Source organism: Streptomyces sp. ISL-99 (assembly GCF_018614005.1).
GTDB classification, from domain to species: domain Bacteria; phylum Actinomycetota; class Actinomycetes; order Streptomycetales; family Streptomycetaceae; genus Streptomyces; species Streptomyces flavidovirens.
Genome location: NZ_JAGGPC010000003.1, coordinates 130,882 through 149,180, shown reverse-complemented (window position 1 = coordinate 149,180; position 18,299 = coordinate 130,882). Strand labels below are relative to the sequence as shown.

Here is an 18,299-nt window from a genome sequence, read left to right as displayed (position 1 = left end):
CGGCGGCGCCCGGGCGCGGCGGCCCGGCCGCGCGCCGGAGCCACAGGCGCCCACGGGCGGCCCCGGACGGCTGCGCTGCACGCAGCCCCCGGAGACCGGGCCGGGGCAAAGTACGCGTCACCGGTGTCGGCGGGAGAGGGGTCATGGTGTCGGTCCCGGGGTGTGGTCGGTGTCCGGGGGCGGGTCGGACGCGCGGTGGGCCGCGGTGTCCGAGGACGGGGCGGGGCCGCTGTGCGGGGGCGTTCCCGGCGGCCGGGTGGGGGCGCTGTGCCTGGGTGTTCCGGGCAGCGGGCCAGTGGTGCGGTGTGTGGTGGTTTCCGGGCGGTGGCCGGGGGTGCGGGCGCCGGGCGACGACGAGGCCAGGCGGTGGATGGCGGCCAGGGGGACCGGGAGCCAGTCCGGGCGGTGCCGGGCCTCGTAGAGGACCTCGTACACCGCCTTGTCCGTCTCGTACGCCCTGAGCAGCTCCGGCTCGTCACGGGGGTCGGTCCCCGACGCCTTCGCGTACCCGTCGCAGAACGCCTCACGGCACCGCGTCGCCCAGTCCGCGTCCCATGGCTGGTGCGAGCGGGCGGCGTAGTCGAACGACCGCAGCATGCCCGCCACATCGCGTACGACCGGTTGCGGGCGGCGCCGCTCCGCGAGGGGGCGCGACGGCTCGCCCTCGAAGTCGATGACCGACCACTCGCCGCCGGGTGCGCGCAGCGCCTGGCCCAGGTGCAGGTCGCCGTGGACCCGCTGGGCCGGCCAGGCCCGCCCGGCCCGCCCCCGCGCCGCGAACGCGTCGAAGGCGGTGCGCAGGGCGGGGACGTACGGGACGAGCGCCGGCACCGCCTGCGCCGCCGCGTCGAGGCGTTCGGTCATCGCCGCCGCCAGCGCCTCGGTCTGCTGCTTGCGCAGCATCACCGTCGGCAGGGCGCCGGCGAGCGCGGTGTGCACCTCGGCGGTGGCCCGGCCCAGCGCCTGCGCGTCGGCGGTGAAGTCGTTGCCGACGGCGAGGGCCCGCAGCGCGCGCTGCCAGCCGTCCTCCGAGCCGCGCAGGAAGGGCTGCAGGACCCCGAGGGTGTACGGCTCGTAGGGATCGTCGGCGTTGTCGGCCTCGTACCAGGCGACCGGCGCCGGCACCCGCTCGCAGCCCTTGCGGGCGAGGGCGAGCGGCAGCTCCAGATCGGGGTTGGAGCCGGGGCTGACCCGGCGGAAGACCTTGAGAATGAACGAATCTCCATAGACGAGAGACGAGTTGGACTGCTCGGCGCCGAGCGGCCTGGGTGTGAGACCGGGCGGAATGACGACCGACGGGTCCCGCTCGAAGCGCAGCGCCCCCCGCGCACCGGTGTTGCGCAGCCGTTCCAGGAGCAGACCGGCCAGGCGCGGGTCCAGAAGCGCGTCGTAGACGGTGAGACCCTCCAGCGGACCCTCCTGGGCGTGCCCGATCAGGGCCGGCGCGAGCCGCGGCGGCAGCGCGGACCGTACACCGAGCAGCAGTTGGTAGCAGTCGGCCACCGGTGGCGCCGGCGGACCGTGCGTGGCCGCGGCGGGCTGCTGGACGCTCACCAGCAGATGCAGCAGACCGGGAGCGCCCGTAACGCCGCCGGACGAGGGCAGCAACTCCGTGGCGGCGACGAGCGAGAACCCGGTGACCGGGCGTCCCTTGCCCGCGAACCACCGCTGCCTGGGCAGCCATTCGTACAGCAGCGGCGCCAGCGAGGGGAGCAGCGCCGGGGGTGGGGCTGGAGGAGTGGCGCGGCGGGCGGCCGTACTCCGGGTGGATGCAGCCTCCGACATGGCATCGCGTCCTTTCCCCGGGCACACCACAGGATGCGCAGAGTGTCCCGGATTGCGACCGTAGCTGTCCGGGCGGTGCGTGGGGTTCTCCCCGCAGCCGAAACGCGGGAAGTGTCGGGTCGGGGATCGTCCGTACGGACCCGATATGACGGGATGAGTGCCCACAGCGGGGCGGGGGAAACCGCCCCGCCGCAGAAGGCACTTCAGGCGCGCTTGGCCGGGAGCGGCGACGCGTCCTTGCGCAGCCGGAACCAGTAGAAGCCGTGACCTGCGAGGGTCAGCAGATACGGCCATTCGCCGATGGCCGGGAAACGCACCCCACCGATCAGTTCGACCGGATGCCGTCCGTTGAAGGCCTGGAGATCCAGTTCCGTCGGCTGCGGGAAGCGCGAGAAGTTGTGGACGCACAGCACGAGGTCGTCCTTGTACTCGCGCAGGAACGCGATCACCGCGGGGTTGGTCGACGGCAGCTCGGTGTACGAGCCGAGTCCGAAGGCCCGGTTCTGCTTGCGGATCTCGATCATCCGCCGGGTCCAGTGCAGCAGCGAGGAGGGCGAGGTCATCGCCGCCTCGACGTTGGTGACCTGGTACCCGTAGACGGGGTCCATGATCGTGGGGAGGAAGAGCCGTCCCGGGTCACAGGACGAGAAGCCGGCGTTGCGGTCGGGCGTCCACTGCATGGGTGTGCGTACGGCGTCCCGGTCACCGAGCCAGATGTTGTCGCCCATCCCGATCTCGTCGCCGTAGTACAGGATCGGCGAACCGGGGAGGGACAGGAGCAGCGCCGTGAACAGCTCGATCTGGTTGCGGTCGTTGTCGAGGAGGGGTGCGAGCCGCCGGCGGATGCCGATGTTGGCGCGCATCCGCGGGTCCTTGGCGTACTCCGCGTACATGTAGTCGCGCTCTTCGTCCGTGACCATTTCGAGGGTCAGCTCGTCGTGGTTGCGCAGGAAGATGCCCCACTGGCAGTTGGACGGGATGGCCGGGGTCTTGGCCAGGACTTCGGAGACCGGGTAGCGCGATTCGCGGCGTACGGCCATGAAGATGCGCGGCATGACAGGGAAGTGGAAGGCCATGTGGCACTCGTCGCCGCCCTTTTTGAAGTCGCCGAAGTAGTCGACGACGTCTTCCGGCCACTGGTTGGCCTCGGCGAGGATCACGGTGTCCGGGTAGGACGCGTCGATCTCCTTGCGCACCCGCTTCAGGAACTGGTGGGTGCGGGGGAGGTTCTCGCAGTTGGTTCCCTCCTCCTGGTAGAGGTAGGGAACGGCGTCGAGGCGGAAGCCGTCGATGCCCAGGTCGAGCCAGAAGCGCAGGGCGGAGATCATCTCCTCCTGCACGGCCGGGTTCTCGTAGTTGAGGTCCGGCTGGTGGGAGAAGAAGCGGTGCCAGAAGTACTGCTTGCGGACGGGGTCGAAGGTCCAGTTGGACGTCTCCGTGTCGACGAAGATGATCCGGGCGTCCTGGTACTGCTTGTCGTCGTCGGCCCAGACGTAGTAGTCGCCGTACGGCCCCTCCGGATCGGACCTCGACTCCTGGAACCACGGATGCTGGTCGCTCGTGTGGTTCATGACAAAGTCGATGATGACGCGCATGCCACGGTGGTGCGCGGCGTCCACGAACTCCACGAAGTCGGCCAGGTCGCCGAACTCGGGGAGGACGGACGTGTAGTCCGATACGTCGTAACCGCCGTCGCGCAGCGGTGACTTGAAGAACGGCGGCAGCCAGAGGCAGTCGACGCCGAGCCATTGGAGGTAGTCCAGCTTGGCGGTGATGCCCTTGAGGTCGCCTACGCCGTCTCCGTTGCTGTCCTGGAAGGAACGGACGAGCACTTCGTAGAACACCGCTCGCTTGAACCACTCCGGGTCGCGGTCCTTGGCGGGCGTGTCCTCGAACGTGTCGTGGACGGGCTCATTGACGATCATGATGTGGGTGACCCTCCGATCGGCGGGGACGGTCGCAGGACGACGATGTGCGCGGGCGTACGGCCCGGCTCGAGGCGCACATAGTTGGCCCTGCCCCAGTGGTAGGTCTCGCCGGTGAGCTCGTCGCGCACCGGGACGGAGTCGGACCAGTCGAGGCCGAGTTCCGGCATGTCCAACGAGACCGTGGCCTCCTGGGTGTGGTGAGGGTCGAGGTTGACGACCACCACAACGATGTTCGAACCGGAGCGCTTCGAGTACGCGATGACCGCGTCGTTGTCGGCGTGGTGGAAGTGCAGATCGCGCAGCTGCTGAAGCGCCGGGTGACGGCGGCGCACGCGGTTGAGGGTGGTGATCAGCGGGGCGATGGTGCGGCCCTCGCGTTCGGCCGACTCCCAGTCGCGCGGCCGCAGTTGGTACTTCTCCGAGTCCAGGTACTCCTCGCTGCCCGGCTTGGCCGGGGTGTTCTCGCACAGCTCGTAGCCCGCGTACACGCCCCACGAGGGCGCCAGGGTCGCGGCGAGCACGGCCCGTACCTCGAAGGCGGGACGGCCGCCGTGCTGGAGGTAGGCGTGCAGGATGTCCGGGGTGTTCACGAAGAAATTGGGACGCATGTACGAAGCGGCGTCGCCGGTGAGCTCCGTGAGGTACTCGGTCAGTTCCTGCTTGGTGTTGCGCCAGGTGAAGTACGTGTACGACTGCTGGAAGCCGACCGCCGCCAGGGTGTGCATCATCGCGGGGCGGGTGAAGGCCTCGGCGAGGAAGATCACGTCGGGGTCGGTGCGGTTGATGTCCGCGATGACCTTCTCCCAGAAGACCACCGGCTTGGTGTGCGGATTGTCGACGCGGAAGATCCGTACCCCGTGGCTCATCCACAGCCGCAGCACCCGCAGCGTCTCGCGGACCAGGCCGGGCATGTCGGCGTCGAACGCGATCGGGTAGATGTCCTGGTACTTCTTCGGCGGGTTCTCGGCGTACGCGATCGAGCCGTCGGCGCGGTGGTGGAACCACTCCGGGTGCTCCTTGACCCAGGGGTGGTCGGGCGAGCACTGGAGCGCGAAGTCCAGTGCGATCTCCATGCGCAGGTCCCGGGCGCGCGCGACGAAGGCGTCGAAGTCCTCGAAGGTGCCGAGGCCGGGGTGGATCGCGTCGTGGCCGCCGTCCTTCGAACCGATCGCCCAGGGCACGCCGACGTCCCGGGCCGATGCCGACAGGGTGTTGTTGGGGCCCTTGCGGTGCGTGGTGCCGATGGGGTGAATGGGCGGCAGGTACACCACGTCGAAGCCCATCGCGGCCACGGCGGGCAGCCGCTCGGCGGCCGTCTTGAACGTTCCGCCGGTCTGCTTCCCCCGTTTGTCGGTACGGACGCCCTCGGAGCGCGGGAAGAACTCGTACCAGGAGCCGAAGAGCGCGCGCTCGCGCTCGACGAGCAGCGGCATCTCGGGTGAGGAGGTGACCAGCTCGCGCAGCGGGTGGCGGCCGAGCGCGGCGTCCGCCTCCGGGTCGAGCGCGGCGGCGAGCCGGGCGGCGGGGGGCTTCGCGGTGTCGCGCAGCGCGTCGACGGCGGCCAGGACCGCCTCACGCCCGTCCTTCTTCGGCACACCGGAGGCGGCCCGCTCGTACAGCTCCGCCCCCTCCGCGAGTACGAGCTCGGTGTCCTGGCCCGCCGGGACTTTGATGCGGGCGTTGTGGCGCCAGGTCGCCACGGGATCCGACCAGGCCTCCACGGCGTACGTCCACTGACCCTCGGCGAGGGGCGTCACGCGCGCGCCCCACCGGTCGGTGCCCGGCGCGAGTTCGCGCATCGGCGTCCAGGGCCCCTCCCGGCCCGCCGGGTCACGCAGGACGACGTTGGCGGCGACGGCGTCGTGACCCTCGCGGAAGACGGTGGCGGTGACTTCGAACGTCTCACCGGCCACCGCCTTCGCCGGCCTTCTGCCGCAGTCGACGGCGGGACGTACGTCCAGGACAGGGATGCGACCGATCATTGGCTCACCTGGGGGCTGTGCGGCCGCGGACGAGCGCGGCTCGCGTTCGGGGGCTTTCTTGGGGTCTGTCCTTTTTATCTGCTCCGTTGGCGACTGGCGGGGTGCGGGCATCACCGCTCCTGTCCACGTTCACTCGGGTGGACCGACTTGGGCCGACTTGGGTACGTGGGGGTGCGTACCGGAGGAGCCTTCCCTCGTACCACGGGTGCGCAATCCGGGGGTTTGTTAACTACCGCCGCGTAAGAATGCCGAAAAGAAACGGCCCCGCCTTTCGGGCGGGGCCGTCCGTTTTCCGGTGTGCGAGTGTGCCGCTGCGATCAGTTGTTCACCTGGAGCAGGCGGTTCGGCGAGGCGAGGCCCGCGCCGGTGACCTTGTCCTTGGCCGCCTTCTCGGTCAGCGCCCGGCTCACGTCCGCCGGGGTCGCCGACGCGTGACCGGCCAGGTACAGCGCCGCCGCGCCCGCGGTGTGCGGGGCCGCCATCGACGTACCGGATATGGTCTTTGTCGCCGTGTCACCCGTGTTCCAGGCGGACGAGATCGCCACTCCGGGGGCGAACAGGTCGAGCTGCGGACCCCAGTTCGAGAAGCTCGCACGCGCGTCCTTGACGTCCGTCGCGCCGACCGTGACCGCTTCCGCGACGCGGGCCGGCGAGTACAGGTTCGCCGGCAGCCCGTCGTTGCCCGCCGCGACCGTGTACGTGACGCCGGACGCGATCGAGTTGCGTACGGCCGCGTCCAGCTGGGCGTTGGCGAAACCGCCGAGGCTCATGTTCGCCACGGCCGGCTTCCTGGCGTTCTTGGTCACCCAGTCGATGCCCGCGATGACCTGGGCCGTCGTACCGGAGCCGGCGTTGTCGAGCACCCGTACGCCGACCACCTCGGCCTTCTTCGCGACGCCGTACGTCTGGCCCGCGACGGTGCCGGCGACGTGCGTGCCGTGACCGTTGCCGTCCTGGGCGGTGGCGTCGTTGTCGACGAAGTCCCAGCCGCTGCTCGCCCGGCCGCCGAAGTCCTGGTGGGACGAGCGGATACCGGTGTCGATGACGTACACGTTCACGCCGCCGCCGGCGCTGTCGGGATACGTGTACGACTTGTCCAGGGGGAGGCCGGGCTGGTCGAGCCGGTCCAGGCCCCACGTCGGGTTCTGCTGGGTGCCGGCCAGCGACACCTTGGTGTCCTGGACCACGGAGGCGACGTTCGGGTCGGCCGCGAGGCGCTTGGCCTCCGCCTCGTCCGCTCTCACCGCGTAACCGTTGAGCGCGGTGCTGTACGTGTGCTTGATGGTCGCCCCGTACCGCTGCGCGAGGTCGCTGCCGGCCTCGGAGGGAGCCTTGATTCCCCCCGGTCCGGTCTTGAGCGTGACGATGTAGCTGTTGCCGACCGAGCCGGGTGCGCCGGCTCCCAGTATTCGCCCCTCGGCCGGGGCGGCCTGCGCGGGCAGCGTGATGGCCGAGAGAACCGCTGCCGTGGTGACAGCGGTGACGGCTCCCGCGAGGCGCGGGCGGGAATTGCGCGTTTGTGCCATGTGCTGAGTCCCCTCCTCAACTTGGCGCACGTACTGCGGAGTTGGTGCGGCCCTCTCGGCCGGCCCCCCGTGGTGCTGCCGCAGACGCCTCTGGGCAGCCTCTCGTGCGCTGTGAAGCACTACAAGACCGCACGCGGGGCCGGAATTGGCCATATCGCCGGTGAGGGCATTGAGGAGGTGATCACTCAGGTTGTCCGCAGGTCTTCCAAAAAGGGGAGGACCCGAAAGGGGAGGACTAGGAGACCGCGGTCGCGTCGTCGGCCCAGATCTGCCACGGCTGCCTGGCCACCCACTCGTCGACCGGTGCCGGCTTCACGCAGAGCGCCTCGGCGGCGCTGCCGTCGTCTCCCGCCATCAGCTCGGGGCCCGCGCCGCTCGCCATGTAGTGGTAGATGCCCGCCACACCGGCCGCCGCCCGGGGTCCGATGGCCTGCGCCAGTCCCTCCTCGAAGACGTGCGGCGGCAGCGGTACGTAGTGCACGTCGCGGCCGAGCCCCTGCGCGAAGGCCGTCGCGAGCTCGTCCCCGGTCAGGCTCTGCGAGCCGCCGATGTCCAGCGTGCGGCCGGCGACACCGTCCGCGGTCAGCGCCGCGTACACGGCCTCGGCGAGATCCCGGTGGGAGATCCAGGCGGTCCTCGTGTCGGCGGGCAGCGGGTAGGCGAGTACGCCGTCCCTCGCCAGCGCCGGGCCGTTCCACGGGCTGAAGAGGTTGTCGAGGTAGACCGGCGGCCGCAGCACGACCAGCTCCACACCGCTCCCGCGCAGGCCCTCGCGCAGTACGGTCTCGGCGAGCCGCCGGGTCTCGAAGGCCGCCACATTGGTGGAGGCCTCGGGGACGCGGGTGTTGGAGTTGTAGACAACTCTCCGCACTCCGGCCCCACGGGCCGCGTCCGCGATGTTCCGGGCGTACGTCCTGACCGTCTCGGTGTCGTACACCAGCGGCATCACGACCGAGGCGTGCGTGGCGCGCTCGAAGAGGTGGCGTACGTCGTCCGCGTTCGCGAGGTCGCCAAGGACGAAGGCGGCTCCCCCGAGCTCGGGGCGCTCGCTCTCGGACTTGCGGGTCAGTGTGCGGACGCGGTGGTTCCGCTCCACCAGCAGGCGGGCCACCGCGCCGCCCTGGAAGCCGGTCGCCCCCACGACCGCGACGCGCATCGGAATGTGATCGGACATGAGTGTCTAGAGCCCTTCGATAGGGTGAGGCTGTTGCCGTGAACGGCCTTTCCAGGCTGGCGGCGGGGGCTTCGGCCGATCAATTAACAAACCGGGGCGAGGGTTGAGGGATCGTCCAATGGACGCGATGGAACGACCAGGCGACGAAGGCGGCGAAAGCGGCGAAAGCGACGACCTGCTCAGCGAGCTGTTGAAGCCTTTGCGCCTCACCGGCGTTTTCGACAGCCGCTGGCATGTGAACGCCCCGTGGGCCATCGAGGGTGACGCCGAGCAGAGCTGCGCCGTACTCCACTACATCGTCGAGGGCGGCTGCTGGATCAGCGGCGAGGGCCAGACCCCCCTCGAACTGAACGTGGGCGACCTCGCCGTCTTCCCGACCGGGACCGCGCACCGCCTCTCCGACCGGCCGGACCGGCAGGGCATGCCGCTGCGCGCCGTGCTGCCCGAGCGCCAGCCCGGTACGTCCGGCGAGATCAGGATCGAGGGCAGCGGACCGGAGAGCCGGCTGCTGTGCGCCGGGCTGCACTACGACGCGAGCGCCGCGACCGGCCTCTACAAGGCGCTGCCGTGGGCCCTGGTGCTCGACGGCCCGCAGGTCGCCGCCGAACCGCTGCTGCGTGACACGTTGCGCCTGCTCGCGGCGCCGGACCGGCCCGTCGGGCCCGGCGACCGGCTCATCACGCTGCGCGCGTTCGAGATGGCGCTGGTGCTGGCGCTGCGGCCGCTGCTGCGCCAACTGGCCGACAACCCGGCAGCGCTGCCGGTGCTGCGGCACCCCGGCATCAGCAGGGCGATGGTGATCATCGCGACCCGGTTCGCGGAGCCGTGGACGATCGAGTCGCTGGCCCGCGAGGTCGGCATGTCCAGGTCCGCCTTCACCGCCGCCTTCCGCACCCTGGTCGGGGACGCGCCGGCGCGGCACCTGACGGGGCGGCGGATGCAGGAGGCGGCGCGGCTGCTGAGGGAGACGACGGTGGCGCAGTCGGCGGTGCCGCAGCGGGTCGGTTACCAGAGCTCGGTGGGCTTCCACCTCGCGTTCCGCAAGTGGTTCGGCACGACGCCTGGCGAGTACCGGATCGCGGCGGGGCCGGCGTAAGAGGCCCTGCGGGCCGGCCGGCCACCCGCACCGGACTGGCCGGTTCATAAGGACCGGTGGACGGGTGTTCATTGCCGGGGCGGGCGCGGCCAGACAGGCTCGGCAGCGGCATTGCCGTTCCGTATGAGGAGAATTGGTGACGAGGTCCGGTCAGGATTATCTGGAATCGCTGCGAGACGGCCGAGAGGTGTGGCTGGACGGCGAGCGGGTCAAGGACGTCACCCGGCACCCGGCCTTCCGCAACACCGCGGGATCCATCGCCCGCCTCTTCGACCTCGCACACGACTCCGAGCACACACCCGTGCTCACGTCGCAGGGCGTGCACCGCGCCTACGCGATCCCGCGATCGTACGAGGACCTGGTCGCCCGCCGCCGGGCCCACAAGGTGTGGGCGGAGGCCAGCTTCGGCTTCCTCGGCCGTACGCCCGACTACATGGCCGCCGGAGCCACCGGATTCGCCGCGCTCCCGCAGGTCTTCACCACGGAGTCGTTCGACGGAGCCCCGAACGCCCTCGCCTACCACCGGCGGCTCGCCGAGGGCGACCTTTACCCCACCTTCACCATCACCAATCCGCAGATCGACCGCACCAGGTCCGCCTCCGAGCAGGAGGAGGACGACCTGGTGGTCCGCGTCGTCGCGGAGCGCGACGGCGGGATCGTCGTACGCGGCGCCAAGATGATCGGCACCGGCGCCGTCTTCGGCAACGAGGTCATCGTCGGGACCATCGAGCCGCTCGCCCCGCAGGACATCGAGCACGCCGTCTGCTTCTCCGTGCCGATCGACACCCCGGGACTGAAATTCCTCTCCCGTACGTCGTACGAGGCGCAGGCGCGCAGCGTCTTCGACAACCCGCTGTCCTCCCGCTTCGACGAGAACGACGCCCTGCTGGTCTGCGAGGACGTCTTCGTACCGTGGGAGAACGTCCTCGCCTACCGCAACGTCGACGCGAGCTTCACGATGTGGTGGCAGACCCCGGCGTACGTCAACTTCGTGCACCAGGCGGCGACCCGCTTCTGGACCAAGCTCGAATTCCTCACCGGCCTCGCCATCCTCATCACTAAGGCCAACAACACCTACCAGCTGCCGCCCGTCACCCAGGCCATCGGCCGGCTGATGGGCAAGGTCGCCCAGGCGAAGGCCTTCGTGCTGGCCGCGGAGGCGTCGTACGAGAACGTCGAGGGCGGGCAGGGCGTCAAGCCCGGCAAGGAGATCTCCTTCGCGCAGCGCATCATGGCCGGTGAGCTCTACCCGCAGGCCGTGCAGGAGATCAAGATGCTCGCGGGCGGCGGCGTCATCCAGCTGCCCGCCTCCGCCGAGGACCTGCTGCACCCGGAGCTCGGGCCGCTCGTCAAGAAATACATCCGCTCGCCCGGACACCCCGCCGAGGACCGGATCAAGCTGCTCAAGCTGGCCTGGGACGCGCTCGGTTCGGAGTTCGCCGGACGGCACGAGCAGTACGAGCGCTTCTACCACGGCGCCCCGCACATCTACCTGATGCAGCAGGTGTGGGAGGGCGACACCGACGCCTGCGAGTCGCTCGCGCAGGCCTGCCTCGACGGCTACACGCTGGGGCCGGGCGGCGGGGAGCGCCCGGCGCCCGGTGCTTTCCCGGGGGACGACCCCCGGACCCCCGGCCGAAACACCGCAGGGCGAGGCGCGAATCGGTGAAGGGCTCTGTGAAGGCGGCCCTCGCGCTGCTCGCCTCCACCCAGCTGCTGCTCATCATGGACACCGCGATCATCAACGTCGCGCTGCCCTCCATCGGTGAGGATCTCGGCTCGGGCTCGGCGGGACTGTCGTGGGTGGCCAACGCCTACCTCATCACCTTCGGCGGGCTGCTCCTGCTCGGCGGGCGTACCGCCGATCTCCTCGGCCACCGACGGCTCTTCGTGGCCGGTCTCGGCCTGCTTGCCGCCGCCTCCGCCGTCGGCGGGATCGCCCAGACCTCCGGCGCGCTGATCGCCGCCCGCGCCGTCCAGGGCGTGGGCGCCGCGCTGGCCGCGGCGGCCGCGTTCGCCCTGCTGCTGATCCTCTTCCCGGACGGGCCCGGGCGGCACAAGGCACTCGGCGCGTTCGCCGCGATGGGCGGCCTCGGCGGCGTACTGGGAACCGTGCTGGGCGGGGTCCTCACCGACCTGCTCGGCTGGCGCTCCACCTTCTGGCTCAACGTGCTCGTCGGGCTGGTGCTCGGCCTGCTCGCCCTGCGCCTCCTCGACGGCGGTACGCGCTCCGCCGAGCGCGGCTTCGACCTCGGCGGCGCGCTCACCGCCACCGGTGGGCTCGGTCTGATCGCGTACGCGCTCGTCGGCGCGGGCGAGGCGGGGTGGACCAGCGGGCGGACGCTCGCCGCCGGTGGCGGCGGACTGCTGCTGCTCGCCGCCTTCGCCGTACTCGAAGGGAAGATCGCGCGTCCGCTGGTGCCACCCGGCGTGCTGCGGCGGCCCGCGCTGCGGCTCGCCAATGTGCTGAGCGCGCTCGCCCAGATGGCTCTCTTCCCGATGTTCTTCCTCGTCAGCCTGTACCTCCAGAGCGTGCTCGGCCACTCGCCGCTCTTCGGCGGGCTCGGGCTGCTGCCGCTGTCGGTCGTCGTCGTCGTCACCGCGCCGCAGAGCGGGCGCCTCATCGCCGGGCTCGGCCTGCGGTCCACGATGACGCTCGGCTTCGGGCTGCTCTTCGCCGGTACGGCCTGGCTGGCCCTCGCGCTCGCCGCGGAAGACACCTTCTTCACCACCGTCCTCGCCCCCAGCCTGGTACTCGGCGTCGCCCTGCCCCTGGTCATGGTCACCACCAATGTGGCCGCGACGGCCGAGGCGTCGCCCGAGGAGACGGGGCTCGCCTCCGGGCTCGTCAACACCAGCCAGCAGTTCGGCTCGGTCCTCGGCCTCGCCGTCCTGGTCGCCGTCTCCACCGCCGTCACGGACGCGTCCACCAGCGCCGCCGTCACGGCCGAGACCGCGGGCTTCAGGGCCGCGCTCCTCGTCGGCGCCGCCTTCGCGGGCGTGGCCGCACTGCTCTCCACCCGGTTGCGCCTCCCAGCACCGGCCGATCTCCCGGCACCCCGGGAGCAGGTGGAGGACGCCTTGAAGTGAGGCTGCGGCGGGCGGCGTTGAGGGGCGCCGCCCGCCCGCGCGCGGGACTCGCCGCGCGCCGGTGCGCGCCAGGGCGTGCCGTACGGAACGGGCAGCGCTGCCCGGAGTACGGGACACCCCGGCGCTGACCGGCACCACGCGACGGCCGGCCACGAGCCGCCGTCGCGATCGATCCGGGGCCGCCACCAGGGACCGCATCACCGCACTGCGCAAACCTCCGCCGCGCCCACACCGCGGCGGAACCACGCCGTCGGCCGCACCGCATGGCATCCACCGAATCCCATTGCCCGAGGGGGGCATCCCATGACCACGCACCTCACGCACCTCACTGAGCTGCGGAACGCCGTCGACCTCGTCGCGCCCGGTCTTGACGCACTGCGCGAGCCGCGTTACCGGATATCCGAGATACGCGAGGCCGACCCACTGGCCGCCGACCCGCTGCTCGCCGTACTGCCCGCGATGAACCGCGACGCCGACGTCCCGGCTCTCACCGTCGCCCTTCGGACCCTCCTGCCGCTCCCCGCCACCGTCGACCGGTGGAGCGTCGTCGAGTCGCTCGGTGCCATGCGCGACCTCGGCATGATCCTCGGCTCGCTCAAACGGCACGGCACCGAGCCGCTGGCCGTCGTACCCGAGGCCCTGCCCGTCCTGGAGGCGCTCGGGCGGCGTACCGACATGGTGCCGCGCGACACCGTGCACCACTACACGACGTGGAACCCCATCGGCGCCCGCCGGCGCATGTACACCGGTGAGGAGATGGAGGGCAACCTCCAGGACGCCGTCCGCATGGTCTTCCCCAGTCTCGCCGCCTCGCTCGACACCTGCGCCGCGCTGGCCCGCCTCGAACCGCACGATCCGAGCTTCGCCCTCGCCCTCGACCGCACCGCGCAGCACGTCCAGTCCATGGTCGACTCCATCGACTTCACCGTCGCCAACGTCTCGCCGGTCTTCTTCGCGCGGGTCCTGCGCCCGTACTTCGAGGAGATCGACGTAGCGGGCATCGACTACCTCGGCCCGGCCGCCGCACAGGTGCCGCTGTGGCTGGTCGACCTGACGCTGTGGCAGTGCGACCACAGCAGCCCGGAGTACGACCGCTTTCTCGCCGAGTCGGTGCAGTACTCCCTGCCGTGCTGGCGCGACTTCTACGCCGCGCACCGCGTCGGCACCTCCGCCGTCTCCAAGCTGTCCACCGCCATCGACTGGGAGAACGCGGACCGGCTGTCCCCGCGGCTCGCGGCCTCCGCCATCTCCCTCGCCCGCGTACTGCGCATCCTCAAGACCTTCCGGGCCCGCCACATCGGCATCGCCCGCAAGGCGTACAGCGAGGAGGTGCGGCTCTACGAGGTGGGCTCCGGCGGCGCCCCCATCGAGCTGCTGCGTTCCGTCCTCGACCTGACCCGGGACAACGAGACCCTGGTGCGCCGCGCCACCGCACGGCCGCGCACCCCGGTCGCATCGAACGCCTGAAGGGCTACCCACCCATGACGCACATACTGATCGCAGGCGGCGGCATAGCCGGACTCACCGCCGCCCTGAGCCTGCACGCGGCCGGCTTCGACCGGATCACCGTGGTCGAGGCGGCGCGCGAGATCCAGCCGGTCGGCGCCGGGCTGAACATCATGCCCAACGCCGTGCGCGAACTCGACGCGCTCGGGCTCCTCGACGTACTCGAACAGCAGGCCGTACGCACCCGCGAGCTGCGCTACTACCACTGCTCCGGCGGCCTGATCTCCCGCGACCCGCGCGGTCTCGACGCCGGCTACCACTGGCCGCAGCTGTCCATCCACCGCGGCCACCTCCAGCTGACGCTCGCCGACGCGGTACGGAAGCGGCTGGGCGCGGACGCCATCGTCGGCGGCGTCCGCGTATCCGGGCTGACCACGCTGCCGGACGGCCGCGCGCACGTGAAGCTGGAGCACCGCGACGGCGGGACCCGCGGAAGCGCCGTTCTTGAGCCGGACGTACTGATCGGTGCCGACGGCATCCGCTCCGCCGTCCGCGCCGCGCTCCACCCGGGCAGCGGCGAGCCGTCGTGGAACGGCATGCTCGTGTGGCGCGGCACCTCGCGGATGCCCGCCGACCGTACGGCCACGTTCATGTTCATCGCGGGATCCGACCGGCAGAAGGCCGTCGTCTACCCGATGACCGAACCGGACCGCGAGACCGGGGAGGTGCTGGTGAACTGGGCTCTCGCGATGCCCGCCGAGTCCATCGACGACGACTCGCGCGGCGACTGGAACCGGCCGGTCCCGATCGGCAAGTTCCTGCGCCACTACGAGGGCTGGGAGTTCGACGGCGTCAGCGTCCCGGAAATACTGCGGGCATCGGACCGCGCGTTCGAATACCCGATGGTGGACATCGACCCCCTCGATCGCTGGAGCCACGGCCGTACGACGCTGATCGGTGACGCGGCCCACGCCATGTACCCGGTCGGGTCCAACGGCGCGACCCAGTCCATCGTGGACGCCCGCGCCCTCGCCCACGCCATGGCGCGGCACGCCGATCCGGCCGACGCGCTGATGGCGTACGAGGCGGAACGCAGGCCCGCGATGACCGGACTCCAGCGGGCCAACCGGCGGCTCGGCCCCGAGGTCGTCATCAGTCTGGCGCACGAGCGGGCACCCGGCGGTTTCACCGACATCGACGAGGTGATCCCGCCCGAGGAGCTGGCGGCCATCGCCGCCACGTACGCGGCGACCGGGGCGTTCGACCCGGTCACGGTCAACCTGGGATCGCCGTACGGCGTCGGGGTGCACGCCCTGCGTTGATCCTCAGCGCTCCCGTGCGCCGTGGTTGCGGGGGGCGGGGTGGCACTACCTTCGTCAGGGAAAGGCCGGGCACACGCCGTCGTGCGTCCGACCCGGTTCGTATGTCCCCTGCGAAGGTGGAACACGTGAAGGCCATTCGTCGATTCACCGTGCGCCCCGTTCTTCCCGAACCCCTACGACCACTCAGCGACCTCGCCCGCAATCTGCGATGGTCCTGGCACACCGAGACCCGCGAGCTGTTCCAGGCCGTGGACCCCGAAGGCTGGGCAGCTTCCGGGGGTGATCCCGTACGGCTGCTCGGGGCCGTACCTGCCGGGCGGCTGGCCGAGCTGGCCCAGGACCGGCGCTTTCTGCGCAGGCTGACCGCCGTGGCAGACGACCTGGACGACTATCTGCGCGGCAGGCGGTGGTACCAGTCGCAGAACGCGACGCCGGAACTGCCCGCCGCCGTCGCCTACTTCTCACCCGAATTCGGAGTCACCGCCGCCCTCCCGCAGTACTCGGGCGGCCTCGGCATCCTCGCCGGCGACCACCTGAAGGCCGCCAGCGACCTCGGCGTACCCCTCATCGGGGTGGGGCTCCTCTACCGCCACGGATACTTCCGGCAGAGCCTGTCCAGGGAAGGCTGGCAGCAGGAGCACTACCCCCTGCTCGACCCCAACGAACTCCCCGTCTCCCTCCTCCGGGAGCCCGACGGCACCCCCAGTCAGGTCGCACTCACCCTTCCCGGTGGGCGGTCCCTGCGGGCCCGCATCTGGCAGGCGCGGGTCGGACGCGTACCGCTGCTGATGCTCGACTCGGACGTCGAGGAGAACGCGGCGGGGGAACGCGACGTCACCGACCGGCTGTACGGCGGCGGCAGCGAGCACCGGCTGCTCCAGGAGATGCTGCTCGGCATCGGCGGAGTGCGGGCGGTCCGCTCGTACTGCCGGCTGACCGGCCACCCGGCCCCCGAGGTGTTCCACACCAACGAGGGCCACGCCGGCTTCCTCGGCCTGGAGCGGATCAGGGAACTGGCGGGCGAAGGGGTGGAATTCGACCCCGCTCTCGAATCGGTCCGTGCCGGGACCGTCTTTACGACGCACACACCGGTCCCGGCGGGCATCGACCGCTTCGACCGCGAGCTCGTCGCGCGCCACTTCGGTGAGAACGGCGAGCTGCCGGGCGTCGACGTCGGACGCATCCTCCAGCTCGGCATGGAGACGTACCCCGGCGGCGAGCCGAACCTCTTCAACATGGCGGTCATGGGCCTGCGGCTCGCCCAGCGCGCCAACGGCGTCTCCACGCTCCACGGCGCGGTGAGCCGCCAGATGTTCTCGGGCCTGTGGCCCGGTTTCGACCCCGACGAGGTGCCGATCACCTCCGTCACCAACGGCGTGCACGCGCCGACCTGGGTCGCCCCCGAGGTCATGCGCCTCGGGGCGCGGAAGATCGGCGCGGGCCGTGCCGAGGACGCCCTGTCGGTCGGCTCCCTCGGCGGCTCCGACCGGTGGGATTCCGTCGCCGATATCGCGGACGCCGACATCTGGGACCTGCGGCGCACCCTGCGCGAACAACTGGTGCAGGAGGTACGCGAGCGCCTGCGCGCGTCCTGGCGCCAGCGCGGCGCCGGGGACGCGGAACTCGGGTGGATCGACGAGGTGCTCGACCCCGACGTCCTGACGATCGGCTTCGCGCGCCGAGTCCCCTCCTACAAACGCCTCACCCTGATGCTGCGCGACCGCGACCGCCTGATGGAGATGCTGCTCCACCCGACCAGGCCGGTGCAGATCGTGGTGGCGGGCAAGGCCCACCCGGCGGACGACGGCGGGAAGCGGCTGGTGCAGGAGCTGGTGCGGTTCGCGGACGACCCGCGGGTACGCCACCGGATCGTCTTCCTGCCCGACTACGGCATGGGCATGGCGAAGAAGCTCTACCCCGGCTGCGACGTCTGGCTGAACAATCCCCTGCGCCCACTCGAAGCGTGCGGGACGAGCGGAATGAAGGCCGCCCTCAACGGCTGCCTCAATCTGTCGGTGCTCGACGGCTGGTGGGACGAGTGGTTCGAGCCGGACTTCGGCTGGGCCATCCCGACCGCCGACGGCGCGTCGACGGATGAGGACCGGCGCGACGACCTGGAGGCCAGCGCCCTCTACGAGCTGATCGAGCAGCGCGTCGCGCCGCGCTTCTACGACCGGGGGCGCGGCGGACTGCCCGACCGCTGGATCGAGATGGTCCGTCAGACCCTGGTCAGGCTCGGCCCGAAGGTGCTGGCGGGGCGCATGGTGCGGGAGTACGTCGAGAGGCTGTACGCCCCGGCCGCCGAGGCGCACCGGGCGCTGGTCCCGGAGGCGGCCCGCGAGCTGGCGGAGTGGAAGGCGCGGGTGCGTGCCGCCTGGCCCAGGGTCGCGGTGGACCACGTCGAGGCGCTGGCGGCGACCCCGGTCAACGGCACCGCGGAGCTGGGCTCGACGCTCGGCCTGCGCGTACGCGTGGCTCTCGGCCCCCTGTCCCCCGACGACGTGGAGGTGCAGGCGGTCGCGGGCCGGGTCGACCCGGACGACGCGATCGGCGAGGCGCAGACCTTCCCGCTGAAACCGGCGGGCGGCCCGGACCTGGAGGGCCGCTGGATGTACGAGGGCCCGCTGGCCCTCGACCGCACGGGCCCCTTCGGCTACACGGTCCGCATACTGCCGTCCCACCGCCTCCTCCCGCACAGCGCGGACCTGGGCCTGGTGGCCCTGCCCACGGAGGCGACGGGGGAGGGGGCAGGCGTACTGATGCGCTGACCCGCCGGCCGCCCCGGCCGTGCCCTCAAACGCCGGACGGGCTGGATGGTTGCCGCAACGCGGCACTATCCAGCCCCTCCGGCGTTTGAGGAGCGGGGTCTGGGGCGGAGCCCAAGCTCGGGAAGGGGCGGGTAGGGGAAAAAGCCCTGCACGCCGAGCGGCCCCGGCGGAACGAGTGTTCC

At 71.3% G+C, this 18,299-nt stretch carries 11 protein-coding genes; 6 read left to right on the top strand and 5 right to left on the bottom strand.

The genetic code is table 11. The features are described 5' to 3' along the window. Positions 1-141: 141 nt before the first annotated feature. The 5 genes from J7E91_RS01970 to J7E91_RS01950 all read right to left on the bottom strand — a co-directional run bounded on the left by J7E91_RS01970 (position 142) and on the right by J7E91_RS01950 (position 8,395). Positions 142-1,785, bottom strand: a complete 1,644-nt coding sequence (locus J7E91_RS01970; protein ID WP_214898542.1) for a maltokinase — start codon at positions 1,783-1,785, stop codon at positions 142-144. 203 nt (positions 1,786-1,988) lie between these two features. Continuing rightward, a complete protein-coding gene (gene treS / locus J7E91_RS01965) occupies positions 1,989-3,710 on the bottom strand; it encodes a maltose alpha-D-glucosyltransferase (RefSeq protein ID WP_214898539.1) in 1,722 nt (573 codons plus the stop codon). Next, positions 3,707-5,695 carry an alpha-1,4-glucan--maltose-1-phosphate maltosyltransferase gene (locus J7E91_RS01960; protein ID WP_214898537.1) on the bottom strand — a complete coding sequence of 663 codons (1,989 nt, stop codon included), beginning with the start codon at positions 5,693-5,695 and terminating at the stop codon, positions 3,707-3,709. The genes treS and J7E91_RS01960 overlap by 4 nt, the downstream gene beginning before the upstream one ends. Positions 5,696-6,012: 317 nt before the next feature. Continuing rightward, positions 6,013-7,221, bottom strand: a complete 1,209-nt coding sequence (locus tag J7E91_RS01955) for a S8 family peptidase (protein WP_214898535.1) — start codon at positions 7,219-7,221, stop codon at positions 6,013-6,015. 235 nt (positions 7,222-7,456) lie between these two features. Next, positions 7,457-8,395, bottom strand: a complete 939-nt coding sequence (locus tag J7E91_RS01950) for an SDR family oxidoreductase (RefSeq protein WP_214898533.1) — start codon at positions 8,393-8,395, stop codon at positions 7,457-7,459. 127 nt (positions 8,396-8,522) lie between these two features. Between J7E91_RS01950 and J7E91_RS01945 the strand changes: the two genes are divergently transcribed. From J7E91_RS01945 to glgP, 6 genes are all read left to right on the top strand, one after another. Continuing rightward, the gene (locus J7E91_RS01945; RefSeq protein ID WP_374224601.1) at positions 8,523-9,491 is read left to right on the top strand and encodes an AraC family transcriptional regulator; all 969 of its coding nucleotides are present in this window, start codon (positions 8,523-8,525) and stop codon (positions 9,489-9,491) included. A gap of 136 nt (positions 9,492-9,627) precedes the next feature. Further along, complete coding sequence (locus J7E91_RS01940; RefSeq protein ID WP_214898529.1) at positions 9,628-11,160, top strand: 4-hydroxyphenylacetate 3-hydroxylase family protein; 1,533 nt, start codon at positions 9,628-9,630, stop codon at positions 11,158-11,160. Beyond that, a complete protein-coding gene (locus tag J7E91_RS01935) occupies positions 11,157-12,581 on the top strand; it encodes an MFS transporter (RefSeq protein WP_214898527.1) in 1,425 nt (474 codons plus the stop codon). The genes J7E91_RS01940 and J7E91_RS01935 overlap by 4 nt, the downstream gene beginning before the upstream one ends. A 303-nt stretch (positions 12,582-12,884) precedes the next feature. Then, positions 12,885-14,048, top strand: a complete 1,164-nt coding sequence (locus J7E91_RS01930) for a monodechloroaminopyrrolnitrin synthase PrnB family protein (RefSeq protein ID WP_214898526.1) — start codon at positions 12,885-12,887, stop codon at positions 14,046-14,048. Positions 14,049-14,062: 14 nt separating this feature from the next. Further along, the gene (locus J7E91_RS01925; protein WP_214898525.1) at positions 14,063-15,349 is read left to right on the top strand and encodes a flavin-dependent oxidoreductase; all 1,287 of its coding nucleotides are present in this window, start codon (positions 14,063-14,065) and stop codon (positions 15,347-15,349) included. Between the two features lie 125 nt (positions 15,350-15,474). Continuing rightward, positions 15,475-18,117, top strand: a complete 2,643-nt coding sequence (gene glgP / locus J7E91_RS01920) for an alpha-glucan family phosphorylase (protein ID WP_214898524.1) — start codon at positions 15,475-15,477, stop codon at positions 18,115-18,117. The last annotated feature ends 182 nt before the right edge of the window (positions 18,118-18,299 follow it).